Origin of the sequence: Shouchella patagoniensis (assembly GCF_002019705.1) — a bacterium.
Classification (GTDB): Bacteria; Bacillota; Bacilli; order Bacillales; family Bacillaceae_D; genus Shouchella; species Shouchella patagoniensis.
This window is the reverse complement of the sequence record NZ_KV917377.1, coordinates 462560-488430: the sequence shown is the minus strand read 5'-3', so window position 1 is coordinate 488430 and position 25871 is coordinate 462560. Positions and strand designations below refer to the sequence as shown.

Genomic DNA, 25871 nt, shown 5'->3' with positions numbered 1-25871 from the left:
GAAAAAGGATAATCGAGTTTCAAGAGCGAAATGGTTAATACCTTTTTAGGCAATTGAAAGGACTGGTCAACCTATTTTTTGAAAGGAGAGGGGTCTTGTGGGTAATATCATTCCCGTTATGGACAAAAAAGCTTTTTTAAGAGGATTCTTAAAGCGGCACCAATTAAAACGACGTGAATGTGCGTGGTTATTAAATTATTTAATGAATGACGATACGTTGATGGAGCGGGTCCATTTCTTAAATCGCTCAGAAGCGACGCCTAAAGCACTTATTATCTCTGCGCAAGGAATAGACCAAATCCCATTTTCATTTCGGAAAAGCCATCACGTAACAACAGATTGCGAAAAAGCCTTCCATGATATACGGTTAAATCAGTCAGAGGATATATATATTGAATTGCATTTCCAAGAGCGGTCAACTTGTTCATCTTACTTGTCAGTACTTGAAGATAATCCATACCTTCCAGAAACACAGGAACGAGCAAATGAATTTGAGAAAAAAGCAGAAGCATTTTTAGAAGAAACCATCCGCAGTTTTCAAACAAATAAACTAAATGAAGAGATTGATGCAGCTCTTGATACTGGCGATAAAGAAAAATTTATGCTTTTGACGGCACAATTGAATGCTATCGAAAAAAAACGATGAAAAACAGAACCAAGTGGTTCTGTTTTTTTGCTATACTAAAAAAGGATAAAGGAGGATGAATAATGCGCTTTAAAACATCGGATATTGATACGTATTTACAGTCAATCGAGTATGTAGATACTGCAATTATTCCATTAATTGAAACCACATGGAAACAAGACGCAAAGACGGTTGCACAAGCAGTTGAGTTTACAACTGCACTAACAGAAGAGATGGAAAGGCAATTTAGAGGGCGAATCATGCAATTCCCGGCTTTTTCTTATGCAGCTTCAGAGTTAATGGAGGATAAGATAGAACGTCTTTTGCTCTGGCAAGACGACATGCAACAATCTGCATTTAAACATTTCTTCTTAGTCACGTCTGATGCAAAATGGAAGCAAGTTGAAGACAAAGTAGGAAACATGCAAGTAATTTTTGTACCAGCCTTACCGCTAGAGTATATTGAACAGAAAAACAGGAAAGAAGTTATGAATGGTCAATTGAAGCAGATTTTGCCCCTATTGACAGCGGTTTGGCAAAAAAATCCCTGAAAGCGCTATTCCAACTTATATTGCTTAATGTATGCGGTTATAGTATGATGGTAACGTCCTAGTATTATTAAAGTTACTATGCCAAGCAAGGCTTGGTCGATTTTGAATTGTAAGGAGGTTTAGGAGTGAGCGAGAGAGAGCACAAAGTATCAAGACGGCAGTTTTTATCGTATACGCTCACAGGAGTTGGAGGGTTTATGGCTGCTGGCATGCTCATGCCAATGGTTCGTTTTGCCCTTGACCCCGCTTTAAAGGCTGGCGCTGAAACGGAAATGGAATACGTGTGTGAGTATGATGACTTAACTGACACACCACAGCGATTTACTTGGAGTTTTAATCAAGTTGATTCATGGTATGAATCGACGGTTGAGCATGAAGCGTATATTTATTTGGATGGAGACGATGTTATCGCTTTATCTTCAGTATGTACGCATCTCGGCTGTACGGTAGGCTACAATGATGATGAGAGTGAATTCCAATGTCCATGCCATGGTGGTCGATTTACAGAAGATGGTACAAATGTCGCGGGTACGCCACCAACTCGTCCACTAGACGTGTTTGAAGTGATGGTTGAGGATGGAAAAGTACTTCTCGGACAGGTGAACCGAAGAGATTAGGAGGGGCGCGAGAAATGCTTCAAAAAATTTATGATTATGTGGACGAGCGTCTCGATATTACGCCAATGTGGCGCGATATTGCTGATCATGAAGTGCCAGAGCATGTCAACCCTGCTCATCACTTTTCAGCGTTCATCTACTGTTTCGGTGGATTAACTTTTTTTGTTACAGTTATTCAAATTTTATCAGGTATGTTTTTAACGATGTATTATGTGCCTGATATTGTGAATGCCCATGCATCTGTCTATTTTCTTCAAAATGATGTTGCAATGGGTGTTATTGTACGTGGTATGCACCATTGGGGTGCTAGTCTTGTTATTGTTATGATGTTTTTACATACACTACGCGTATTCTTTACAGGGTCTTATAAGAAACCTCGTGAGTTAAACTGGGTTGTTGGTGTTTTAATTTTCTTTGTTATGCTTGCATTAGGTTTAACTGGTTATTTACTCCCTTGGGATATGAAAGCGTATTTTGCAACTGTCGTAACACTTGAAATTGCAGAAAGTGTTCCAATCATTGGAGACTTCGCAAAAGCTCTTTTAGCTGGTGGAGACATCGTTGGAGCGGCCACGTTAACGCGATTCTTTGCTATTCATGTGTTCTTTTTACCAGCTGCACTATTAGGTCTGCTTGGTGCACACTTTATTATGATTCGTAGACAGGGGATCTCAGGACCTCTATAAGAAAAACATCATCTGATTGAGAAGGAGGGAAATCCATGCATAAAGGAAAAGGGATGAAGTTTGTTGGCGATTCGCGAGTGAAATCCGAAGGCCGCAAAACAAATGTTCCGAAAGACTACTCGGAATACCCTGGTAAAACTGAGGCCTTTTGGCCAAACTTCCTTTTACGCGAATGGATGGTAGGTGCTGTTTTCTTAATGGGCTACCTTTGTTTGACAGTTGCCCACCCAGCGCCACTTGAAGCGATTGCAGATCCACTTGAAGCATACATACCACTTCCAGATTGGTATTTCTTGTTTTTGTTCCAATTGCTTAAGTATCAGTTCGCATCTGGGGCTTTTAATATTGTAGGAACGGTTGTTATTCCTGGTATTGCGTTTGGAGCTTTATTACTTGCTCCTTGGCTTGATACATCAAAGGAACGCCGGCCACATCGTCGACCGATTGCAACCGGTTTAATGCTTCTTGGTGTCGCATCAGTTATCTTTCTAACATGGGAGTCTGTTGACCAACATGATTGGGAGGCAGCTGCTGAGCAAGGTCAACTCGTGATTACTGAAGATGTTGAAATAGACATGGAAGCAGAAGGATATGAGATTTATTCCACGCAAGATTCATGTATTCAATGTCATGGCGATCAAATGGCTGGGGGCGCAGCAGCGCCTAGTCTATTAGAAACAGAAAAGTCACCTGAAGAAGTAATTGAGATCGTGATAAATGGTCAAGGGGCAATGCCTGGTGATCAGTTTGACGGTTCTGACGAAGAGCTTGAAATCTTAGCAGAATTCATCGCAAACCACGGCCAAGCACCAGAGTAATATGCTATAATATAACTGCTTTTTGCATATGCAAAAAGCAGTTTTTTAATGTAAAAGGGGGCTCTTATTCATGCTAGCTTACATGTATGGAATCTTAACGAATCGCTTGAGCCTTTGGGCATTGTTACTTGTCAATGTAATTGGCACGATTTATGGATTTGTTTGGTATGGCGATCAATTGCAACAAACACCTTGGCAATTTGTCCTATTTGTTCCGGATAGTCCAACAGCAAGCCTATTTTTTGTATTTGTTTTAGTAGGATTTTTAGCTAGAAAGCAATTTGGAATCATTGAAGCTCTTGCGGCAGTGACGCTTATTAAATACGGTATCTGGGCCGTGGTCATGAATACGTTCCAAGTTCTTGAAGGTGCACCGATGCATTGGACGATTTGGATGTTGAATTTATCTCATGCTGGTATGGCAATTCAAGCAGTGTTATTTGCACCTTTTTATAAAATAAAAAGGTGGCATTTAGGTGTGGCATTCATTTGGACAGTACATAATGATTTTATTGATTATTTCTTTGGTATGCATCCTTGGTTAAGCCAACGAATTATGCCTTACATAGATCAGATTGGCTGGTTTACTTTCTTTCTTGGATTAATTTCTGTTGCGACTGTGTATATGTTAAATGTTCGTAACAAAGCGCTGCGGTTAAAATTGCCAAGTTAGGTCTACTCTTGTCCTCTTGTTCATAGGATGAAAAGAACAGAGGAGGGACAGGTATGCGTCGATGGTTGATGCTTGTTATACTTGGTATTGCTATAGTCTTTTTACCGAAAAGTGTTTATGCAAAAGATGCCAATACATGGATCGAATTAAATCAAACAGCGGGTCAAGTATTGCAGCTAACAAAACAGGAGCGATATGATGAAGCGAAGCGGCTGATCAGCTTGTTTGCGGATGAGTTAATTGACCATGAATTAACTACACAAGAATGGACAATGTCTTCCTTGCGCACACTAACAACAGCCTTTGAAAATGCAGAGCAAGCATTAACTGCAGTAGACATGTCGGCTGAAGAGCGTTTGCGCCGTGTTACTGCATTTCGACTTACAGCTGATTCATTTACCAATAGTAGCTATCCATTATGGATGAATGTGGAACCATCACTTATGGAGGCGCTTGATGCAGTAGAGGACGCTATTTCTGTGAAAGATAGCCAAGTATTGTCGCATGAATTAAATGCTTTCTTATCTATTTATGCAACAGTGCGTCCAGCCTTACAAATTCATCTAGGGAACACGGATATTGCAAAATTTGATTCGTATAATGCATTTTTATTGGAACAGTCCTATTCTGAGGAGCAAGCAGAGAACCATATTGATACGATGAGAGATTCTTATCAACAACTATTTCAAGATGGTGAAGCAGACAACGCTGATCCCATGCTATTTTGGGTCATGTTAACGGTTGGCGGACCTGTTCTTATTTCTTTATCTTATGTAGGCTTTAAGAAATACCAAGCTGAAAAAAGAAAAGTAAAGGCAAAAGAATAGTGAAGAATGTGTCAATTTTGTGACTGCTAGTTTGAATGTTTGACTTTCTTTGACGTTCTATTTTATTATTAGCTTAACAGTAAAGAATGAGGTGATTTGTTTGAGTTTAGGCGCATATCTCGTGTATTTAGCTCTACTCATTCTTATCCCGTTGCTTGCACAAGGTAAAGTGAAGCGTGCGTATAATAAGTATTCACAAATACGTAATACGGCAGGGATGACAGGAGCAGAAGTTGCAAGGAAAATTTTACAGGACAATGGCATATATGATGTTCAAGTTGAAGAAACAAAAGGGAAGCTGAGTGATCACTACGATCCAAAAGCTAAGGTTGTTCGCTTGTCATCTGACAATTACCATAAGCCATCCGTTGCTGGGGCTGCAATTGCGGCACATGAGGTCGGTCATGCAATACAAGATGCAGAAGATTATTCGTTCTTAAGATTGCGTAGTGCTCTTGTTCCAGTCGCTTCAATTGGAAGTAATTTAGGGCAATGGTTAATTATAGCGGGTATTTTCTTTTCTGTTGGAGGGGCTGCAGGTGGTGGTAATCCTGTACTTCTAATGGGGATTATATTCTTTTCAGCCGCTGTTCTGTTTCAAGTCGTCACACTGCCTGTTGAATTTAATGCATCAAGCAGAGCGATGGAACAAATGGTTTCAACTGGGATTATTCAAAATAACGAAGAACGAGAAACAAAAAAAGTATTAGATGCAGCTGCATTGACGTATGTAGCAGCAGCGCTAGTCGCAGTTCTTGAGCTGGCAAGATTTATTTTGATCTATTTGTCTCAACGTGATTAATATCCAAATGAATGAAAAAACTGCACAACGATTGTTGATACACGTGACAATTGAATGTGCAGTTTTTAATTTGTTTCATTCACTTTAAGAAAACAAATCAATGAGAGTGAGCATGACGAGTAATCCAAAAATGAAGGAAAAAGTCGAATTTTTTTCGTTTCCATCTCCATGAGACTCTGGAATGAGTTCTTTATAGACGATGAATAACATTGCACCTGCAGCGAAGGCAAGCCCAACTGGTAAAATAAAATCTACATAAGAAGCAAGCCAAAAGCCAAGCAGTGCGGTTACAATTTCTACAGCTCCTGTAGCGGTGGCTATTAGAAAAGCTTTGAATTTACCGATGTTTGATTGGATTAAATATAATGCAACAAGCAAGCCTTCTGGCATGTTTTGAATGCCCATTGCTAGTGCAATTAATGGACCCATACTTTCTTGTTCACTAGCGAAGCTTACACCAACTGCAAGACCTTCTGGCAGGTTGTGCAAGGTAATAGCGGCAATGATAAGTGCTGCTTTACGATCAATTACTATTGCTTTTGTTTTATGTTCGATATGGATATGAGGGACTCGTTTTTCAAGTTGCGTTAACGTAAATGTACCTAAGATTAGTCCCAGACCGGTTAAATAGATATTTGAGAGTGCAAGGGCCTCGGGTAACAACTCTAGCATGGAGGCAGAAACCATTACACCAGCTGTAAAAGCAAGGAGAATATCGCGCCATTTATGGTTGATGTTTTTAAAAAACAAAATCGGTAAAGCGCCTAAGCCTGTTGCTAAAGCGGCTAAAGTTGAGCCAATTAGTAAATGCTCCAAAAACCTTCACCACGCTTAGTGGTTGTTTTATTTGTTTTCATTTGATCACGCCCCAAGTTTTTGTAAAGTGGTCTTCTATCTTATGCTAACAATGCTAAAGTGATTTCAAAATGAGTGCATTTAATTTCAATTACCATAATAGCATATGATTGAATAAACGTTGCGAAACACTGTAAAAGACTGGACAGTTTTATTGATGTAGCGTAGACTTATACGGTTACTATTTAAAAATGGGAGAACGAAAAATGACTAAAAATCCTACAGGGAAAGAAAGGGTTGCATTAGCTTTTTTGCTAGGAATGCTCGCTGTACTTGGACCATTAAATATTGATATGTACTTGCCTAGTTTCTTGCAAATTGCTGATGATTTAAATGCCCGTGCCTCACTTGTCCAGTTAAGTTTGACGACTTGTTTAATCGGACTCGCTGTCGGACAGTTGGTAGTTGGACCGATAAGTGATTCGATGGGACGCAAGAAACCGTTACTTTTTTCGATTGTGCTGTTTGCGGGAGCATCGATTTTATGTGCACTGTCACCAAATATAACCACATTAATAATCGGAAGGTTTTTACAAGGTTTTACAGCAGCTGCTGGAATTGTTGTATCTCGTGCTGTCGTTCGTGATACATTTTCTGGCCATGAGTTGACAAAGTTTTTTGCGCTACTAATGGTTATTAATGCGGTTGCACCAATGCTTGCACCAATGGCAGGTGGAGCAATTTTGCTTATGCCTGGTGCAAGCTGGAGTACAATCTTTTATTTTTTAGCCTTTTTAGGCTTGATGATCGTTTTAGTCGCGAGTTGGAAATTAAAGGAAACATTACCTCCGGAGAAACGAGTAAAAGGCTCAGTATTAAAGACTTTCATTACATTTAAAGACTTAGTGAAGGATCGTTCATTTGTCGGTTATGCCCTTACATTGGGCTTAGGGCATGGTGGTAGTTTTGCTTACGTTGCAGGAACGCCTTTTGTATATCAAGGAATATACGGAGTAAACGAACAAGTATATGGAGTCTTATTTGGAATTAATGGCTTAGCAATCATTTTAGGTACATTCTTAGTAGGACGCTATGCAGGGATTATACATGAAAGAAGTTTCTTAAAAACAGGGGTGCTAATTGCGAGTATCGCCACTTTTGTGCTATTTTTGATGGCGCTTGTTCAAGGACCTCTATGGACAATTGTTGCGTCAATCTTTGTGTATATGATATCAATGGGGATGATAACAACAACATCATTTTCGCTAGGGATTGCAAATCAGAGCCATAGAGCGGGAAGCGCGAGTGCGATGTTAGGTATGTTGCCTCTGCTTATTGGAGCCGGTGTGGCTCCTTTGGTTGGGCTTAATGAGCAGACGGCTATTCCGATGGCGACAATTATGTTTATTACTAGTTTGTTCGCTCTTTTAGCATGCGTGTGTTTAACAAAAAAAGAAGACTCACATTTGGCATAAAAAAAGAAACAAGCCCACGGCTTGTTTCTTTTTATCCTTTAACTGAGCCTGAAGTGGCTCCTTTTTCAAATGTCTTTTGTGCCAGCAAATAGAATAATACTATTGGAATAACCGTCATTGTAATTGCTGTTGTCATCAAGCCATAATCGGTTCCGTATTGAGAACTAACTTGAGAAAGTAAGACAACGATTGGTCGAACGCTCTCATGCTCCACAAAAATGAGAGAAGAAAAGAGATCATTGTAAGACCAGAGAAAAACAAAAGTAGCAACAGTTCCGAATGAAGGAAGAGAAATGGGCAAAAAGACGCGTAAGTACATTGACAAGCGGTTGCAACCATCCATCACAGAAGCTTCTTCAAGTTCCTTTGGAATCGTCGCCATATAACCGCTAATGACTAAGACGGCAAATGGTAAATTACCAGCCGTTTGCGGAATGATTAGCCCCCAATACGTATTAACAAGGTTAAGATCAATCATCATCCTGTAAACTGGAACAATTGTTGCGAAAGCCGGAATTAAAAGACTCATGACTAGTGCAATTTGCAACATTGCCCGGAGTTTGAATCTCATTCTTGACATGGCAAAAGCAGCAATGCCCCCAAACAAAAGGGTGAAAAAAACGACGGAACCTGACATGATAAAGCTGTTTATGTAACTTTGTCCGATATTAATTGTATTAAAAGCATTTGTGTAATTTTCGATTGTTGGATTTGTTGGTAGTTTAAATGTTGCATTAATAATTTCTTGAGAAGGTTTAAATGAATTTAAAACGACCCAAAGTAGAGGGAAAATAGTTGAAACAGCCCAGATACTGAGAATTGTATAAATGATGATTCGACCAATTTTTGCTTTCATCAATCCTGATTGAAAGGTTTCCCAAAAAGTTAATCGTTCTGATTGTTTGCGGTTTAATTCGGCCATGGCTCTATCACCTTCCAATCTTTAATACGTAACATCGTCCCGCTTTAACAAAATGTTTGTTATTAACGCAAGAGAGAGGCCAATAATAACCATAAGTATAGCAAGAGTGGCTCCGTAGCCAACTGCAGAATCGACAAATGCTTTTTGATACATATATGTACCAAGAACCTCTGAAGAGCGTGCTGGACCTCCTCTAGTAATAATATAAACAAGTTCGAATATTTTTAAAGCGCCGGTAATGGCTAAAATTAAACACGTTTTCATATCTGTTACAATAAGCGGTAATGTGATTTTTATTGTTTTTTGAAAACCGTTAATGCCTTCTAACTTAGCGGCCTCATAATAATCTGCCGGAATTTTTGAAATAGCAGTTAAAAGAATAATGAAGTAAAATCCGACGTAACTCCAAATTGTTGGAATTGCAACCATATAGAGAGAAGACTGCTCGGTTAACCAGAGCACACGCTCCAAACCAAGTCGAACAAGGATTTCATTTAAAAGACCATTGTTGTAGTTATAAATTAAAGTAAACAATAAGCCAATCGCCGCTCCAGAAATAACAACTGGAAAGAAGAACGTGGTTCTAAAAAAACGAACGCCATGTCTTATTGAATCAACCATAACGGCAAGAGCGAGAGCAATACCTACCTGGAAAATGGATACATAAAGCATTAACTCTAGAGAATTTAACGTTGCCCCAAGAGCAATATCATCTTCTAGTAAACGTCGATAATTTTCAAGCCCAATAAAAGTTGAATTAAAGAAGCCGTCTGTCCGATAAAAGCTTTGTCTTATATTATCGAAAAAAGGGTAATACAGGAACACTGCTGTAATTGCAACAGCGGGTGCTAAAAAAAGAAATGCATACAACTTATCGCTTTTCATGTACATGCTCCTTTCCACAATGATAAAAAAGGCAGCCTTGCCAAAATAAGTGGCAAAGCTGAAAACAAAGATGATGCCAATTCTTTATAAATAAGATAAATTATTCGAGTTCTGCTGCTTCCTCAATGACTTGAGCGCCTGTTTTGGATCCGTTTACAATTTCAGGGACGCTTTGACGAATATGTGTAAATGCTTCTGGATAAATACGGTCATTTATTGGTGCTTCAACCCCTGTTGCTTCTTCTGAAAGAGCATGACCGGATGCAACTGTTTCCGGTAATTCCGATAAAGAGCCTTTTGCTGGTACTTGCATCGTTGCATCTGCAATTTTGACAATTGATTCTTCTGACGTAATAAAGTTAAAGAAATCAACAACTGCATCATGTTTGGAATCGTCTTCATATGCTTTTGTACTAATAAACCAACCTTGTGATGCACCACCAACTAAATCACCTGTTTCGCCACCATCCCCATATACAGGCATATAATATGGGCGGACGTTATCGGCAATTCCTGCATCACTCATGCCTCCATAAGCCCATGAACCTTCAAATAACATCGCGGCTTGTTCAGAATGGAATAATTGAGCAGAAGCTCCTAAATCAATTGTTGCTGCATCAACTGGGAATGCACCCATCTCAGCGTGCTCGGCAATTTTATCTAGACCTTCTGCCCATGCCTCGTCTTGTTCGGACAACTCTGCACGAAAGTTTTCAATGCCACCAGCAGCTAAAATATAATGTTCAACAAGGTAATACGAATCTTCAGTTGAGACCGCAACTGGAATAATGTCCGTTTCAGCAAAAGCGCGAATCGCTTCTTCGTATAACTCCCATGTGGTTGGTAGTTCAACTCCGTGTTCTTCAAATAATGCTTCGTTTACAAATAATGCTTCATAAAATCCCGATTGTGGAACAGCATAAAGACCACCATTTTCATTTCGTTGTTGTTCATACATTAATTCGTGAAAGCCTTCTAAATTAAGATCTTCAGCCTTTTCTAAATCGATGACTAATCCTTGATCAATAATGCCCTGTGCATCGACTGTATTAAAGTAAAACATTAAATCTGGCTCATTATTAGAAGAAAAGTCTGTATTGACCTTTGTTCGAATGACACCTGCATCAGCAGATTGTGATTCATTTATGATGCTAATGTGATCGTTTTCATTTTGGAAATCTTCAATCAACTCATTAAATGCTAATCCTCCTGGGTCCGTACCAGCCATTGTTGTCACAACTCGTAGTTCAATTGTCTCTTCATTGTTGTTAGAACCAGAAGAGTCAGAAGTTGGAGTGCTAGCATCCTCGTTGCTACAGGCGGAAAGGGTAATTGCTAGACCAAAAGGAATACAAAGTAAGCGAGTACATTTTTTCATTGTGAAGCCCCCCTTAATGCAATTTATCATAACAAATTCATATTGTTACTACCAATGATAGTTAAAGTTTGTTAAATAGTCAATCTTTTTTATTGTTCCTGTATTCAGTTTTTGTAAAAAAGGAATACAACTCAGACTGTAAACAAAATACCTCTGAAATAGAAACTCAGAGGTATCTTTGGGTTCAATTGGAGTTGGAAGTTGCTTCATTTTTCAACCAAAGTATAACGTTTAGGACCATGAACTAGAGAGACGGGTTAAACTTACTTTATTTTTAGTCCAATCGAATAGGTTGTTTATTGTCGTCGAGTGTAAACCCTTCACCCGCGGCTTCAGTTACATCATTAATCGCCATAAATGCATGGGGGTCTATGCGATGAACAATCGATCGTAATCGAACCGTTTCATTACGAGCAACGACACAGTATAAAATTTCTTTTTCGTTACCTGTAAAGGTTCCTCGTCCTTGTAAGGTTGTTGCACCTCGACCCATTTCTTTTAAAATAGCCGCCGATATTTCCGGAATAGAGTCTGAAATCACAAAAGCTGCTTTTGCTGAATAAGAACCTTGTTGGATAAAATCAATTACTTTTGCAGCAATAAAAACGTAAACAATTGTATACATAGCTTCGCGTAAATCAAGATAAAGGAGAGAGATAGCAATGACGCAAGAATCAAAGACTAAGAAAGTCCGACCAATACTCCAACCAAAATAACGTAAACATAATTTGGCGAGAATGTCTGCCCCTCCTGTTGTACCACCAAATCGAAAAACGAGTCCGAGGCCAACGCCTACAATGGCTCCAGCAAATAATGCAGCAAGCATTAAATCGTCTCTTAAATCAATGGAAATGGATATACGTTGGAACAAATCTAAAAAGACGGAGAGACTAATCGTACCAATCAATGTATAAATAAATGTAATGCGTCCGAGTAAACGCCAGCCAATAAAAAAGAGCGGGATATTAATAAGAATGTTTGATAGCGCTGGATTCAATTGAAACAGAAAAAATAAAAGCAATGTAATGCCTGTGACGCCCCCGTCGGCAAGGCTATGACGCATATTAAAATAGACTAGACCAAAGGCCATTAAAGCGGTGCCAAGAACAATAAAAATAATATTTTTCACATGACGTCCCATTCGTGTTCCTCCTTTCGCCAATCTGCTTTCTTAGTGTACTCAAGTTCAGGAAAAAAAGAAATATTGTGTGTAGATTTAAATTGCGCTACGTGCTGCTTTTCGCTACGATAGAAGAGAGAAAGGAAGTGCTAACAGTTGTCTGAACCAAAAACAATGAACGAGATGCAACAAGAGGTTGATGCGTATATTAGCCAGTTTAAAGAGGGGTATTTCAGTCCTTTAGCGATGCTTGCCCGTATGACAGAAGAATTAGGAGAACTAGCCCGAGAAGTAAACCATACATATGGTGAAAAACCTAAAAAAACAACTGAAAAAGAAAAAGCAATTGAACAAGAAGTAGGGGACATGCTGTTTGTATTAATTTGTTTTGCTAATTCATTACATATTGATTTAGAACAAGCGCATGATCTCGTTATGGATAAATTTCAAACAAGAGATGCGAATCGATGGACGAAAATAGATGAAGGAGACGAGACATCATGAAACAAACTCGAATTGTTATTGCAGGACCAAGAGGGAATATGGGAAGAGAAGCGGTACAACTTTGTGTAGAAGATGAGAAGCTCACGTTAGTCGCTGTTGTGGATTCTAAAAATGAAGGATTACAATTAAAAGATTTAGCTGGTTTTGGTGACATAAGTGTTCCCGTTTATACAGATATGGCTCTTTGTTTCTCTGAACATCAACCGGATGTCCTTATTGATTTAACGACTCCTAGTTTTGGTAAAAAGCATATGGAAATTGCATTTCAACATGATGTGCGTCCTGTTGTTGGTACAACAGGGTTTAGTGATGAGGATATCGCTTCTTTAACGAAGCAAGCAGAGAAGAAAGAGCTAGGTGCTATTATTGCCCCTAACTTTGCTATAGGAGCAATTTTGATGATGAAATTTGCTTCTCAAGCAGCAAAGTATATGACCGATGTGGAAATCATTGAACAGCATCATGATAAAAAATTAGATGCTCCATCGGGGACCGCTTTAAAAACCGCTCAGCTTATATCTAATGTGAGGTCTGAAAAAAAGCAAGGTCATGAAGCTGAACGAGAAGAATTAAAAGGAGCAAGAGGAGCTGATTTTGAAGGGATGCGTATTCATAGCGTTCGTTTGCCAGGCAGAGTCGCTCATCAAGAAGTTCTATTTGGGGGAGAGGGACAGACGCTGTCGATTAAACATGATTCTTTGAATCGAAAAAGCTTTATGCCAGGTGTTAAATTGGCGGTTGAGCAAGTTTTAAAGTTAGATACGCTCGTGTATGGTCTCGAACATTTAATTGACTAGGGAGTGAACAGATGAAAATAGCATTGATTGCTCATGATAGAAAGAAAAAGGAAATGGTTGATTTCTGTGTTGCCTACGAACCGATTCTAATTAATCATGAATTATTTGGTACTGGAACAACAGGTAAGCGAATTATGGAAGCGACAAATCTCACTGTCACACGCTTTAAATCTGGTCCACTTGGTGGTGATCAGCAAATTGGGGCGCTTGTTGCAGAGAATCAGTTTGATTTAATTGTTTTTTTACGTGATCCTTTGACAGCACAACCACATGAACCGGACGTGACTGCATTAATACGATTATGTGATGTGCAGCAAGTTCCTTTAGCAACGAATATGGGCACTGCGGAAGTGTTAATTAAGGGCTTAGAACGAGGAGATTTTGCTTTTCGTAAAATTGTTCATGAGCAAGAACAAAGCCTCTAAGAAGGAAGCCATTTTGGCTTCCTTTTATTTGTACGAGAATAAAGCATATGAAAGTAGCAATGATAAACGATAATAAAAGAACGAAATGAGTAGCCAAACGATATTCAGAATAAAGGAAAATCATTTGTTTATAGGATAAAGAGAACGAGTTACTAGATCTTTGAAACGAGTTCCAATTTCTGATCAACTACGATTTGTTTCGAAACGCCCACCAGGTGGTGGTGAGAGATGCGTGCATACCAACTGCTGCGCCCCCGTAAAGAAAGCCCATAAAGATTCCAGAGGATAAGTTATGAGGGTGGCTAATAAAAATAGATATGGCAAGGCCAAACAACGTTGGGACAGTCAGGACATATGATGGTTTAAGGTGCAAGATTGTTTTTGTCAATTGCGTAAAAAGCACGACAGTAGGAATCGCAATTAATCCACCCCAAATATTTGTATGTATTGTAGGGTAGTCCATATCGTTATCCTTTGAGACGTTGTCTGAAGGCTGTCTTTTTGTCGCTCTGGAATTAATTGTGGTATAGTGAAGTCCATTATATAAAAGGGGAAAAAGAATGGATCAAACAGTAGATATACTTGCTTGTGGCGCTCATCCTGATGATATTGAAATAGGGATGGGTGCAACAATCGCTTCTTATATAGAAAAAGGATATACATGTGGATTTTTAACATTAACTAAAGCAGAATTGTCGTCAAATGGTACGGTTGAAATTAGACAGAAAGAAGCGTCGCGTGCAGCAGATATTCTTGGTGTTAAACAACGTTATCAGCTAAATATTCCTGACCGGGGTCTGACTGTAATTCAACCAAATCAGCTAAAAGAAATTGTATCGATTATTCGCTTAACGAAACCTCGGCTTGTGTTTATGCCAGAAAAAGATCGACATCCAGACCACGGTGCTTGTGGGTTAATTATGCAGGAGGCTATATTTAATGCAGGCATTCGTCATTATAAAAGTGAAGGTACTGTGCATAAAGTCTCTAATTCTTATCGGTATTTTATTAATGGTTATAGCAAACCGGATTTTGTTATTGATGTAGGTTCTGTTTATGAAAAGAAACAACAAGCTTTACAAGCTTATGCAAGCCAATTTGCGCCAGTAGAAGGCGTGCGAACACCGCTAACTGATGATTACATCGAATCGGTACAAGCTCGTGATCGTATCTTTGGCAAACAAGTGGGCGTCCGATTAGCTGAAGGGTTTAAAACCGAAAAGCCACTACTCATGTCTAATTTATTAGAAGGGTGCGGAACGTAAGTGAAAAAGAAAAAAATAGGGATTACTTGTTATCCAACTGTTGGAGGCTCTGGTGTCGTCGCAACTGAACTCGGAAAACAACTTGCATCAAGAGGACATGAAGTTCATTTCATTACGAGTGAAATTCCATTTCGTTTAGATGATCGAATTTATCCAAATATCTTCTTTCATGAAGTAGAAGTAAATCAATATGCGGTATTTAAACACCCGCCACATGATTTAACTGCTGCTAGTAAAATTGCTGAAGTGATTCGTACGCATAACCTTGATTTCTTACATGTTCATTATGCCGTTCCTCATGCAGTTTGTGCCATTCTTGCAAAACAAATGAGTGGAAGAGACATAAAGATTATGACAACATTACACGGTACAGATATAACTGTATTAGGGTTTGATCCCTCTCTTAGACAACTGATTAAATTTGGTATTGAACAATCAGATATGGTAACAGCTGTTTCAAATAATTTAGTAGGCCAAACCAAAGAGCTTGTAAGTACAACTAAACCAATTGAAACGGTTTATAACTTTATTGATGAGCATGTTTATTATCCAAAGCCAGTGGAAGGCTTGCGAGCACATTATGGTATTCTAGAAGATGAGGATGTTATTATACATATTTCTAATTTCCGACCTGTGAAGCGAATTGTTGACATTTTAAAAAGTTTTCAACTCATTATGCGCAAGCGACGAGCTAAATTGTTGTTAATAGGAAACGGTCCAGAAGTACCGATTGCGAGACAATTTGTGATTGAGCAAGGATTAGAAGACCATGTTTTGTTACTTGGTAACCAAAAACATATAGCAGAGCTTCTATCTATGAGCGATCTCATGCTTTTATTAAGTGAAAAAGAAAGTTTTGGTCTTGTTGCGTTAGAGGCGATGGCGTGTGGAGTTCCAGTTATTGGAACCTCAATTGGTGGAATCCCGGAAGTAATTGAAGATGGAGTAAGTGGATTTCTTGTTGAGCTTGGTCATATTGAAGAAGTTGCGGAAAAGGCGATTCAATTACTTAGTGATGAACAGTTGCACGATTCGTTTAAAGAAGCGGCATTAACACGGGTGAAGAAGACTTTTTATTCGCAGTATATTGTTAGTCAGTATGAGCGGCTATATGAGAAAATGTTACAAGGAGATACGATGTAATGAGTTGGCAAAATGCACTTGCTTGTGTAAAACGAATTAATGATTCAGGATACGAGGCTTTAATTGTTGGTGGAGCCGTACGTGATTATTTACTTAAACGTGACATACATGACATTGATATTGCGACCTCGGCAACGGTAGATACGATTAAGGATTTATTTGTTAAAACGGTTCAAGTGAACAGGAGCCATCAAACGATACTTGTTCATTATAATCAATCTCATTTTGAAATTACTTCTTTTAGGGGAGAGACGCTTGAAGAAGACGTTAAAAACCGGGATTTTACAATTAACTCTTTAGCTTTTGATGAAACGGGTAACGTACTTGATTATGTAGATGGTCAGAAAGACTTAAAATTATGCAAGCTTCGGTCTTATAATGCAAAAAAAGCAATTACACAAGACCCACTTCGAATTTTACGGGCAGCAAGATTTATAAGTACTCTTGGCTTTAATCCTGACAAGGAACTGAAAAAAGAAATGAAAAACTACGCTTTTATGTTAGCTGATGTAGCTGTGGAACGAGCAACTCATGAAATAGAAGAATTAATGAAAGGACCATACGCTGCTAATGCATTTTCATTACTTGAACAGTTAGAGATAGGTGTTTGGATTCCAGGTCTGGAACTAACAGAGCCACATTATCGTGAACTTAAACTTCTTCCGATTGAAAAAAGAGAAGACGTGATTAGAGCTTGGTTTGAATTTGCTCTTTGCATAAAGTCCATTGTTTTTCTAGAAGGAATCCCTCTGAGCAATAAAAACAAAACGTTTCTAAAACAAGCATTTAAATCGTATCAACGTCGTTTGCTTGCTTCTTGGACGAAATGGGAGATGTATCAAGCTGGTCCTAAGATTGTCTCTTTTGTGGAGCAGTCACGTCGAAAGAAGAAATTGGATGCACTGTCTCCAGAGGAAATTGAAGTAAGGTTCGAGCAATTACCAATAAAAAACGCGAGCGAACTTGCTATATCCGGAAAAGATTTATTAGAAGTAACGCATGATCAGGCTGGACCATGGATAAAAAAAGAGCTTGTATTCTTACAACAATCTGTTATTGAAGCGGTTGTTCCTAATGAAAAAGAATCTTTATTGGCTTTTTTCGCAAATAGAAAGGAGGTGCAAGGGTGAAGACAGACTTGCTTCGTTTGTTACAATCAGGTAACTACGTATCTGGGGAAGAGATGAGCACCTCACTCGGTGTCTCAAGAACTGCTATTTGGAAGCAATTAAATACGTTACGGGAACAAGGTTATGAAATTCAGTCTGCTCCACGAAAAGGGTACAAACTTATTAGCGCCCCAAACACGATTTTTCCTCATGACGTGCAAGCATTTCTTAACACAAAAAGGTTGGGAAAGCAGATTTACTATTATGAGACGGTCTCTTCAACTCAACCACTAGCCCATGAGTTTGCGGCAAAAAACGAAGAAGAAGGCATCGTTGTCTTAGCCAACCAGCAAGAGGGAGGAAGAGGGAGGTTAGGACGTCAGTGGCAGGCAAAAGCTGGGGATTCTATTTCAATGACGCTTTTGCTTAGACCTGAAATTGATATCCAAAAAGCACCGCAGTTAACTTTGTTAGCTGCTGTAGCAGTGACGAGAGCGATTGAAAAAGTAAGTGGTTTATCATGCGACATTAAATGGCCAAATGATATTTTATTTAACGGAAAAAAACTTGTAGGCATCTTAACCGAGATGGCGGCTGATCCAGACTCCTTGAAATATGTGATTGTCGGAATTGGGATTAATTGCAATCAATCCGCTCGAGAATTTAGCAATGAGTTAGAGGATGTAGCAACGTCTATTCGGATAGAAACGGCACGTCCTGTGTCGCGAGCGCAATTAGTCGCAGAAGTGTTAAACGAATTTGAATGGCTTTACGAGCAATACATTGAAAAAGGGTTTACGACCATTAAACCTCTTTGGGAAGCTCATGCAATTAGTATCCATACATTTTTATTTGCACGCATGCCTCAAAAAACAGTTTACGGTTATGCCCATGGGATTACAGATGACGGTCTTTTGTGTCTTGAGGATAAGAATGGAAAAGAGCATCTAATCTATTCAGCAGATATAGAACTCGACACATCCCCATAAGCGTATGATATACTAATGGCGCAAGGGCTGTATCTGCTAGAACGGCACCCAAAAATTAGTGGGATTACGCATTCGGCATTGCCTGGATTCTAGAATAGAACCGGGACGAATGTTTATGTGCGACCTAGCTCCTTGCGAAAGTGCAAGGGGCTTTCGCCGTTTCATGCAGTTCCACAAATTGGACACATGAAACAGGAGGATGAACATGAAAACAACAAAACAGTTAAAAAGTATGAAAGCTACAGGTGAAGCAATTGCAATGGTTACTGCTTATGATGCCCCTTCAGCTAAATTAGCAGAGCGCTCTGGTGTTGATATGATCTTAGTAGGTGATTCATTAGGAATGGTTGTATTAGGCTATGATTCAACGGTTCCTGTCACTGTCGACGATATGATTTTACACACAAAGGCTGTTAAACGTGGAGCGAGAGACACATTTGTTGTAACGGATTTGCCATTTTTCTCTTATCACGGACCTTTTACAGAAACGGCACACCATGTGCGTCGCATTATGCAAGAAGCAGGGGCGGATGCTGTAAAAGTAGAAGGTGGTAAAGAGATCGTAGATACTGTAAGACAATTGGTTGCTGCGGGTGTACCAGTGGTTGGCCATATAGGTTTGACCCCTCAGTCTGTTGGCGTTCTTGGTGGTTATCAAGTCCAAGGAAAAGCACAGGAAGATGGAGAGCGCCTTGTGAGAGACGCAAAAGCACTTGAACAAGCAGGAGCCTTTGCAATTGTCGCAGAGTGCATCCCTCATCAAGTAGGTGCGTTATTGACTAGTGAAGTAACGATCCCGATAATTGGCATAGGTGCTGGAAATAAAACGGATGGCCAGGTTCTTGTTTATCATGACGTGATTGGTTATGAGTCAGAACGAGTCCCGAAATTCGTGAAGCAATATACGAGCATTTCCCACATTATTCAAGAAGGTCTTTCTTCATATGTACAGGAAGTAAAGCGACGTGATTTTCCTGCTAAAGAGCACACGTATACAATGAAAGATACCAACTGGCTTGATCTTTACGGAGGAAATAAATCGTGATAGTTGCTAAAGATGTAAAGCAGTTAGATGAAGCTCTTCATGAAGCCAGGTTAAAGAATAAGACAATTGGTTTGGTCCCAACAATGGGAGCACTTCATCAAGGTCATCTTTCATTAATGGAACAAGCAAAAAAAACATGTGATATTCTCGTTGTCAGTATCTTTGTTAATCCAACTCAGTTTGGCCCAGGGGAGGATTTTGAATCTTATCCTAGACAATTAGAGGTTGACAGTAAATTGGCAGCAGAAGCTAATTGTGATGTATTATTTTGTCCTGCTGAAGAAGTGATGTATCCTGATGGTCCTACACAATTGGTTCATGTGAGACAAGGAGCAGATGTTTTATGCGGTGCAAGGCGACCAGGTCATTTTGACGGTGTTGCTACTGTTGTACTTAAGCTCTTGTCACTAGTTGGTCCACATAAAGCTTTTTTTGGCCAAAAAGACGCTCAACAGTTGGCGATTATAAAGCAATTAACGAAAGAATTTTTCTTGCCTGTTTCAATTATCGGTTGTCCGACCGTCAGAGAAGAAGATGGTTTGGCAAAAAGTTCACGTAATGTTTATTTAACCCCACAGGAAAGAGCAATGGCACCTACGCTTTATAACGCGCTGCAAAGCGCTGCTCAATCAGGGGAACGTCAGTTGAAGAAACTTGTGAGTATGGTCGAAAATGAACTCTCTATCTTACCAATAGGGTCGATTGATTATGTAGAGGCTTACGAGTACCCTTCATTAAAGTCCGTTGATTATGTTGAAGGCACAGTCATATTAGCGGTTGCTTATCAATTTTCAAAGGCTCGATTAATTGATCATATCTTAATTGAATTTACTAATCGCAACAGAGGTGAAGCATAATGTTTCGTACGATGATGAAAGCTAAATTGCACCGGGCTCGGGTAACAGAGTCGAATTTAAACTATGTAGGCAGCATTACAATTGATGAAGATTTAATGGATGCTGTTGATTTACTCGAAAATGAAAAGGTTCAAATTGTCAATAATAATAATGGTGAACGATTTGAGACGTATGTTATAAAGGGGCCAAGAGGACAGGGAGACATTTGTTTAAATGGAGCTGCCGCTCGAAAAGTGCAAACGGGAGATGTTGTAATTATTCTAACGTATGCAATGATGGAAACGGCAGAAGCACTTGTTCATCAACCAAAAGTGGCGATTTTGGATGAATCCAACCACATTGTTGAAATGCTAGGAACTGAGCCAGCTTCTACCGTTCGTTAATTCGCATATTCCCTTTCTAGGTGATACACACTGAGTGTATACGAACCTGGGGAGGGATTTCTTTTGGATGAATGGATTGGAAAATGGAATTCGCTTTATCAATCGGTATGGAAATCACCGGTTAACCAAAGCGATCTTCATATTAATACACTCGAACAGATGGCACAGCAATTATTAGATACGTGGGGATCAATGGATGAGGCATTGCAGATTCTGAAACAACGTGTCAGTCATTTAGGACCTTTATATCATTATCAAACAGAGGGTACACGCTTATTTAATGAACAGAACTTTCATGAAGCACTGCACTATTTAAAAAACGAACTAGCGGTAGGCGAATTAGATACGATTCGTCAATTGTATATAGGGTTTGCTTCGCTTTATGTAGAGGAGCTCGACGAGAGTAAGGCTTGTTTTTTTTATACCCTCCAAGCGTCAAATGATCCTTTCATTCATCATTTTGCGTATTTAGGGTTAGGTTTAATTGAAATGGTTAACCAACAAGTAGAAAAAGCAATTCTCTACATGGAAAAGGCGAATTGCTTAGCAGATAATCCGGATGTCGTGTATAATTTAGGCATCTGTTATTACTGGATTGAGAGTTATGAGTATGCAGCTGTCTGTTTACGACAATACGCTGTTTCATGTAATGATGTGGATTCATTGGTTATTTTTGGTTTAGCACTATATAAAAATAATGAAAAAGATGAAGCAAGAGGAGCTTGGATGGAGTACGCGGAAACAAGTGAAGATACAGAACAATTGCTGTCGCTTGCAAAGCTGACGGAATGGTTTGGTGAACATGAGCTTGCTTGTTATTGTTATGAACAATTAATGCTGATTCATGGAAAAACCGGAGATTTGTTACATGGATTTGCATGGAATAAAGCATTAGCAGGGGATGCACGCGCGATTGATCTGCTTGATGATTTAGGTCAAACAGACGTAAGTGCAAAACAATCGTGGCTGCTGATTAAGTCAGCAGCAGAACTGGATGGAAACGGGACAGATCCCGTGAATTGAGGTGGAAAAATGTCCCAGACATTTGTTGTGCTTGATTTGGAAACGACAGGGAATGCTCCAAGGCAAGGCGCACGCATTATTCAAATAGGCGCTGTTAAGGTGGAAGGTGGCAAAGTGACGGATCGATTTTCAACATTTGTTGATCCGTTTTGCGACATTCCCCCATTTATTACAGAGCTAACAGGTATAACGGATGAAGATGTAAGTGGAGCGCCTGCATTTATAGATGTTGCTGAAGATTTACTGAAGTTTATGGACGGTAGTGGTTTTGTTGCTCATAATGTACCGTTTGATAAAGGGTTTTTAAAGGCGCAATTGGAAATGGAAGGACTTCAATTTCCGTCAACTGTCCAATTCGATACTGTTGAGATGAGTCGAGTATTATTGCCGAAGCAGGAAAGTTATAAATTATCGGAGCTAACAAGTAGTCTAGATATGGAACATGAACGACCACATCAAGCAGATAGTGATGCTGAAATGACAGCTGAATTGTTTCTTTTTCTTTTACATAAACTACATCATTTACCACTTATTACTTTACAAACACTTTCTCAAATAACCAAAGGCTTAAAAAGTGATTGGTTGGCTCTATTTCAACCTCTAATCCATAAAAAAATAACAACATCACATGCGGAAGATGACGGGGTGGAAGTTTTTAGGCAATTGGCGATAAAAAAAGTCATTCAAAAAGATGATCGAAAACCAGAAGAAGTTGAATTCAAAACGTTCACGGAATCAAATAATGAGATCTTTGGAGAAATCGGTACGTTTGCTAAAGCTTTTGTCTCATTTGAAGAACGTCCTGGACAACGACAAATGATGACTGAAGTACATGATGCGTTTAATGATCACGCACATGCTTTAATTGAGGCTGGTACCGGTACTGGGAAAAGTATGGCGTACTTAGTGCCGAGTGCATATTACGCAAAAACAATAAAAAAACCTGTTGTTATATCAACATATACAATTCCATTGCAAGAACAATTATTGCAAAGGGATTTGCAACTTTTGAGTTCTGTGCTTCCTTTTTCAATAAAAACTGCCGTCTTAAAAGGACGGGGAAATTATTTAGATTTACGTAAATTTGAACAAGTGATGCAACAAATAGATGATGATTCATATGATGTGCGTTTAACTAAGGCTCAGATATTAATTTGGTTGTTAGAAACGGATTACGGTGATGTGGAAGAATTAAATTTATCAAGTGGTGGAAAAACATTTTGGTTAACCGTGCAGAGTGATGGTGTGTCAGACTTAGGAAAGTATAATCCTTGGTTCTCACGTTGCTTTTATCATCGCTCAAGACGAAATGCTCAATCAGCTGATTTAATTATTACAAACCATGCGTTACTCTTAACGGACGTTGTCCAATCGAATGCGCTCTTACCAACTTATTCTCATGCTGTTATTGATGAAGCACACCATTTAGAAGAAGCAGCAAGTAACCATTTTGGTGTTTCTACAAGTTATTTATCGTTTGGTTTTTCTATTTCCAGATTAGGTGAAGGTCAAGAGCATAGTGCTATTCAAAAGTTATTGAAGGTGGCAAAAGCGCAAGGATTAACGCTCAACTTGAAAGGTGCTGAGGAAGCGTTAATTCTTTTAAAAGAAGATGTAGATGAATTGTTCCGAATGATACACGTTTTTGCTTTAGGTGAAGGGAATAATGCAACAGATGTCGGTCGCATAAGCTATGTGTTTAAAAGCTTCTCTGAACAAGGTTCTCTCTGGCAAGCGATTTTGGAATGCGCAATGCGAATCCAACTTCATGGAGAAAAAACCTTATTGGAAGTGACTCAAGCATATACCCTCACTTCAGAAGAAAAAGAGTTAACTTATGCGACTCGTGCTACACTCGCTGATATTCAAGTAGCTATTGCTATGTTTGAAGAGCAAGTTCAATCTGTTTATGAATTGTTACTTGAATATGATGATCAATTTGTTTACTGGATAGAAGCTGAACCAAAAGGGGCAAAAAATGCCACTTATTTATATGCGAAGCCAATTGAAGTAGCAAATCAGCTTGCTGATCGTTTTTTCGCACAGAAAAAAAGTGTCGTAATGACCTCTGCTACGTTAACCGTTAATCAATCATTTTCTTATCAAATAGACAGACTAGGGTTGCACGATTTTGGTGTACGCACGAGTCAAGTCGAGTCGCCGTTTTTATATGAAAAACAAATGAAATTATTTATTCCGTCAGACGTCCCTAATATACGTGGTGGGAATGATGAACTTTTTGTTCAAGACATTGCGATTAAGATTTGGCGCATTGCAGAATTGACTCAGAAAAAAGCATTGGTCCTGTTTACATCTTATGATATGTTGAAAAAAGTTTATTATTATGTTAAAGATTTGGATGAATCGAGTTCATTAAATTTAATTGGACAAGGTGTAACAAGTGGTTCTCGAACAAGGTTATTAAAAATGTTTAAACAAGCAGAACAAGCGGCGATTTTGTTTGGAACTAGCAGTTTTTGGGAAGGGATTGACTTGCCAGGTAGTGAGCTTGAATATTTAATGATTGTACGTTTGCCTTTCGCTCCTCCTAATCAGCCGCTTAACCGAGCACAAATCGAGCAAGCAAAACAAACAGGTAAAAACCCTTTTACAGATTTATCCTTACCTCAAGCCGTTATTCGCTTTAAGCAAGGCTTTGGGAGACTGATTCGAACAAAACAAGACTATGGAGCAGTTTTTATTTTTGATCGTCGAATTAAAACAACAAGATACGGAAAGACGTTTATTGATTCGTTGCCGCCGGTTCCTGTATATGAGGGAAAGCTTGAAACGTTGTTGGAGCAACACCTGCATTTTAGGGAGGAAGATTAAGTGGATACGATCATAAAAAATGTAAAAATCATTACGATGAATCTAGATAAGCATGTTATTGCATACGGATATGTTTTAATTAAGGATGGTCGGTTTGCTATCGTTTCAGATGGGGAACCTACAAAAGAGCAAAGGGAAAAAAGTAAAGTAATCGACGGGAATGGAAAATGGTTAATGCCGGGGCTCATTAATACCCATGGGCACCCAGCTATGTCGTTGCTGCGGGGAATAAATGATGACCTCCCATTAAATGATTGGTTAGAGCAAGCGATTTGGCCATATGAGCGAAAGCTGGATAAAAAATCAGTTCAAGCAGCAAGGAATCTAAGCCTTGTTGAAATGCTTGAATCTGGAACAACCACTTTTGTTGATATGTATCACTTGCATATGCATGAGTTTGCGGAAACAATCGAAACGGTGGGGATGAGAGCATCGTTAATGAGATCTGTTATTGGTTTATGCTCAAAAGAAGAGCAGGATGAGAAATTAGCAGAATCCCTTTCATTTGCGAAGCAGTGGAATCGGGGAGCGGATGGCAGAATTCGAACGATGTTGGCTCCTCATGCCCCTTATACTTGCCCGCCTGATTATATTGAACGTATTGTCCAAGCGGCGAGAGACGAGTCTCTTCCTGTCCATATGCATTTGGCGGAAACAAGAAAAGAAATTCATGATTATATGGATGAACATGGTATGCATCCACTTGAGTTGCTGGAAGAACGGCAACTGCTTGAAGGAACAGATTGGCTTTTTGCTCACGGCGTTCATATGTATGAGCAACATATGGAATTGCTTCAAAAACATGGTGCCGCTATTTCCCATAACCCAAAAAGCAATTTAAAACTTGGTTCGGGAGTTGCACAAGTAGCAAGCATGTTAAAACACGGAGTGAAGGTAGGGCTTGGAACGGATTCAGCTGCATCTAATAATGCACTTGATATGTTTGAAGAAATGCGTTTCGCTGTTTTACTTCAACGAGGAATTAATGAACAGGCTGATATGATTGAAACCTATGAAGGTTTACAAATGGCTACAGTTTTTGGAGCAAAAGCATTGCGATATGAAGGACTAGGTACAATCGAAACCGGTCAAGAGGCAGATTTCATCTTATTATCGCCAAATCAAGCACATCTTCATCCAACTGATCACGTTCTATCTCATTTGGTCTTTGCTGCAAAAGGCTCAGATGTAACGGATGTGTATGTACAAGGTAAAGCTTTAATGGAAAACAAACAATTAACGACAATTGATAAGGAAAAAGTTTTGGCAGAAGCAACTTTACAATTCAATAATCTAAAGAAAACGCTGCAATAGCAGCGTCCTGA

At 39.2% G+C, this 25871-nt stretch carries 28 protein-coding genes; 22 read left to right on the top strand and 6 right to left on the bottom strand.

Annotated elements, in window-relative coordinates; genetic code table 11:
- Positions 1–97: 97 nt before the first annotated feature.
- From BK584_RS02685 to BK584_RS02650, 8 genes are all read left to right on the top strand, one after another.
- On the top strand, positions 98–646 hold the full coding sequence (locus tag BK584_RS02685; RefSeq protein ID WP_078391158.1) for a ReoY family proteolytic degradation factor: 549 nt from the start codon (positions 98–100) through the stop codon (positions 644–646).
- 62 nt (positions 647–708) lie between these two features.
- The gene (locus BK584_RS02680; RefSeq protein ID WP_078391157.1) at positions 709–1176 is read left to right on the top strand and encodes a YpiF family protein; all 468 of its coding nucleotides are present in this window, start codon (positions 709–711) and stop codon (positions 1174–1176) included.
- Between the two features lie 125 nt (positions 1177–1301).
- Positions 1302–1793 (top strand): Rieske (2Fe-2S) protein, encoded by a 492-nt coding sequence (locus BK584_RS02675; protein WP_078391156.1) that lies wholly within the window; start codon positions 1302–1304, stop codon positions 1791–1793.
- Between the two features lie 14 nt (positions 1794–1807).
- The gene (qcrB, locus tag BK584_RS02670) at positions 1808–2479 is read left to right on the top strand and encodes a menaquinol-cytochrome c reductase cytochrome b subunit (protein WP_078391155.1); all 672 of its coding nucleotides are present in this window, start codon (positions 1808–1810) and stop codon (positions 2477–2479) included.
- 35 nt (positions 2480–2514) lie between these two features.
- The gene (locus BK584_RS02665) at positions 2515–3297 is read left to right on the top strand and encodes a menaquinol-cytochrome c reductase cytochrome b/c subunit (RefSeq protein ID WP_078391154.1); all 783 of its coding nucleotides are present in this window, start codon (positions 2515–2517) and stop codon (positions 3295–3297) included.
- A 70-nt stretch (positions 3298–3367) separates the two neighbouring features.
- Positions 3368–3970: a DUF1405 domain-containing protein gene (locus tag BK584_RS02660; RefSeq protein ID WP_078391153.1), complete on the top strand. Its 603-nt coding sequence runs from the start codon at positions 3368–3370 to the stop codon at positions 3968–3970.
- Positions 3971–4023: 53 nt separating this feature from the next.
- Complete coding sequence (ypjB, locus tag BK584_RS02655; protein ID WP_078391152.1) at positions 4024–4797, top strand: sporulation protein YpjB; 774 nt, start codon at positions 4024–4026, stop codon at positions 4795–4797.
- A 100-nt stretch (positions 4798–4897) separates the two neighbouring features.
- On the top strand, positions 4898–5599 hold the full coding sequence (locus BK584_RS02650) for a zinc metallopeptidase (protein WP_078391151.1): 702 nt from the start codon (positions 4898–4900) through the stop codon (positions 5597–5599).
- An 84-nt stretch (positions 5600–5683) separates the two neighbouring features.
- Here BK584_RS02650 and BK584_RS02645 read toward each other — a convergent pair whose 3' ends face one another.
- Entirely contained in the window at positions 5684–6415 is a 732-nt protein-coding gene (locus BK584_RS02645; protein ID WP_078391150.1) for a ZIP family metal transporter, read from the bottom strand.
- Positions 6416–6660: 245 nt separating this feature from the next.
- Between BK584_RS02645 and BK584_RS02640 the strand changes: the two genes are divergently transcribed.
- On the top strand, positions 6661–7869 hold the full coding sequence (locus BK584_RS02640) for a Bcr/CflA family efflux MFS transporter (protein WP_078391149.1): 1209 nt from the start codon (positions 6661–6663) through the stop codon (positions 7867–7869).
- Between the two features lie 31 nt (positions 7870–7900).
- On the opposite strand, the gene BK584_RS02635 is transcribed toward BK584_RS02640, so the two are convergent.
- From BK584_RS02635 to BK584_RS02620, 4 genes are all read right to left on the bottom strand, one after another.
- Entirely contained in the window at positions 7901–8791 is an 891-nt protein-coding gene (locus BK584_RS02635) for a carbohydrate ABC transporter permease (RefSeq protein WP_078391148.1), read from the bottom strand.
- Positions 8792–8812: 21 nt separating this feature from the next.
- Positions 8813–9676 (bottom strand): carbohydrate ABC transporter permease, encoded by an 864-nt coding sequence (locus BK584_RS02630; RefSeq protein ID WP_078391147.1) that lies wholly within the window; start codon positions 9674–9676, stop codon positions 8813–8815.
- Between the two features lie 100 nt (positions 9677–9776).
- Entirely contained in the window at positions 9777–11054 is a 1278-nt protein-coding gene (locus BK584_RS02625) for an ABC transporter substrate-binding protein (RefSeq protein WP_078391146.1), read from the bottom strand.
- Positions 11055–11328: 274 nt separating this feature from the next.
- Positions 11329–12195, bottom strand: a complete 867-nt coding sequence (locus BK584_RS02620; protein WP_078391145.1) for a YitT family protein — start codon at positions 12193–12195, stop codon at positions 11329–11331.
- A gap of 153 nt (positions 12196–12348) precedes the next feature.
- On the opposite strand from BK584_RS02620, the gene BK584_RS02615 reads away from it, so the two are divergent.
- Genes BK584_RS02615 through BK584_RS02605 form a run of 3 tightly spaced genes read left to right on the top strand, consistent with a single transcriptional unit; the run spans position 12349 to position 13900 of the window.
- The gene (locus BK584_RS02615; RefSeq protein WP_078395362.1) at positions 12349–12678 is read left to right on the top strand and encodes a nucleotide pyrophosphohydrolase; all 330 of its coding nucleotides are present in this window, start codon (positions 12349–12351) and stop codon (positions 12676–12678) included.
- On the top strand, positions 12675–13475 hold the full coding sequence (gene dapB, locus BK584_RS02610; RefSeq protein WP_078391144.1) for a 4-hydroxy-tetrahydrodipicolinate reductase: 801 nt from the start codon (positions 12675–12677) through the stop codon (positions 13473–13475). Before BK584_RS02615 ends, dapB begins: the two co-directional genes overlap by 4 nt.
- 11 nt (positions 13476–13486) lie before the next feature.
- Positions 13487–13900, top strand: a complete 414-nt coding sequence (locus BK584_RS02605) for a methylglyoxal synthase (RefSeq protein ID WP_078391143.1) — start codon at positions 13487–13489, stop codon at positions 13898–13900.
- Positions 13901–14087: 187 nt separating this feature from the next.
- On the opposite strand, the gene BK584_RS02600 is transcribed toward BK584_RS02605, so the two are convergent.
- On the bottom strand, positions 14088–14363 hold the full coding sequence (locus tag BK584_RS02600) for a hypothetical protein (RefSeq protein ID WP_078391142.1): 276 nt from the start codon (positions 14361–14363) through the stop codon (positions 14088–14090).
- Between the two features lie 97 nt (positions 14364–14460).
- Between BK584_RS02600 and bshB1 the strand changes: the two genes are divergently transcribed.
- From bshB1 to BK584_RS02550, 10 genes are all read left to right on the top strand, one after another.
- Positions 14461–15165, top strand: a complete 705-nt coding sequence (gene bshB1 / locus BK584_RS02595) for a bacillithiol biosynthesis deacetylase BshB1 (protein ID WP_078391141.1) — start codon at positions 14461–14463, stop codon at positions 15163–15165.
- Complete coding sequence (gene bshA / locus BK584_RS02590) at positions 15166–16308, top strand: N-acetyl-alpha-D-glucosaminyl L-malate synthase BshA (RefSeq protein ID WP_078391140.1); 1143 nt, start codon at positions 15166–15168, stop codon at positions 16306–16308.
- Positions 16308–17438, top strand: coding sequence for a CCA tRNA nucleotidyltransferase (locus BK584_RS02585; RefSeq protein WP_078391139.1), 1131 nt, complete (start codon positions 16308–16310; stop codon positions 17436–17438). The genes bshA and BK584_RS02585 overlap by 1 nt, the downstream gene beginning before the upstream one ends.
- Positions 17435–18406 carry a biotin--[acetyl-CoA-carboxylase] ligase gene (locus BK584_RS02580; RefSeq protein ID WP_078391138.1) on the top strand — a complete coding sequence of 324 codons (972 nt, stop codon included), beginning with the start codon at positions 17435–17437 and terminating at the stop codon, positions 18404–18406. Before BK584_RS02585 ends, BK584_RS02580 begins: the two co-directional genes overlap by 4 nt.
- A gap of 205 nt (positions 18407–18611) precedes the next feature.
- Positions 18612–19451 carry a 3-methyl-2-oxobutanoate hydroxymethyltransferase gene (gene panB, locus BK584_RS02575; RefSeq protein WP_078391137.1) on the top strand — a complete coding sequence of 280 codons (840 nt, stop codon included), beginning with the start codon at positions 18612–18614 and terminating at the stop codon, positions 19449–19451.
- Entirely contained in the window at positions 19448–20308 is an 861-nt protein-coding gene (gene panC / locus BK584_RS02570; protein ID WP_078391136.1) for a pantoate--beta-alanine ligase, read from the top strand. The genes panB and panC overlap by 4 nt, the downstream gene beginning before the upstream one ends.
- The gene (gene panD / locus BK584_RS02565) at positions 20308–20691 is read left to right on the top strand and encodes an aspartate 1-decarboxylase (RefSeq protein ID WP_078391135.1); all 384 of its coding nucleotides are present in this window, start codon (positions 20308–20310) and stop codon (positions 20689–20691) included. The genes panC and panD overlap by 1 nt, the downstream gene beginning before the upstream one ends.
- A gap of 63 nt (positions 20692–20754) precedes the next feature.
- On the top strand, positions 20755–21714 hold the full coding sequence (locus BK584_RS02560) for a tetratricopeptide repeat protein (protein WP_078391134.1): 960 nt from the start codon (positions 20755–20757) through the stop codon (positions 21712–21714).
- Between the two features lie 9 nt (positions 21715–21723).
- Positions 21724–24546 carry an ATP-dependent DNA helicase DinG gene (gene dinG / locus BK584_RS02555; protein ID WP_078391133.1) on the top strand — a complete coding sequence of 941 codons (2823 nt, stop codon included), beginning with the start codon at positions 21724–21726 and terminating at the stop codon, positions 24544–24546.
- Positions 24547–25860 (top strand): amidohydrolase, encoded by a 1314-nt coding sequence (locus BK584_RS02550; protein ID WP_078391132.1) that lies wholly within the window; start codon positions 24547–24549, stop codon positions 25858–25860.
- Positions 25861–25871 lie beyond the last annotated feature (11 nt).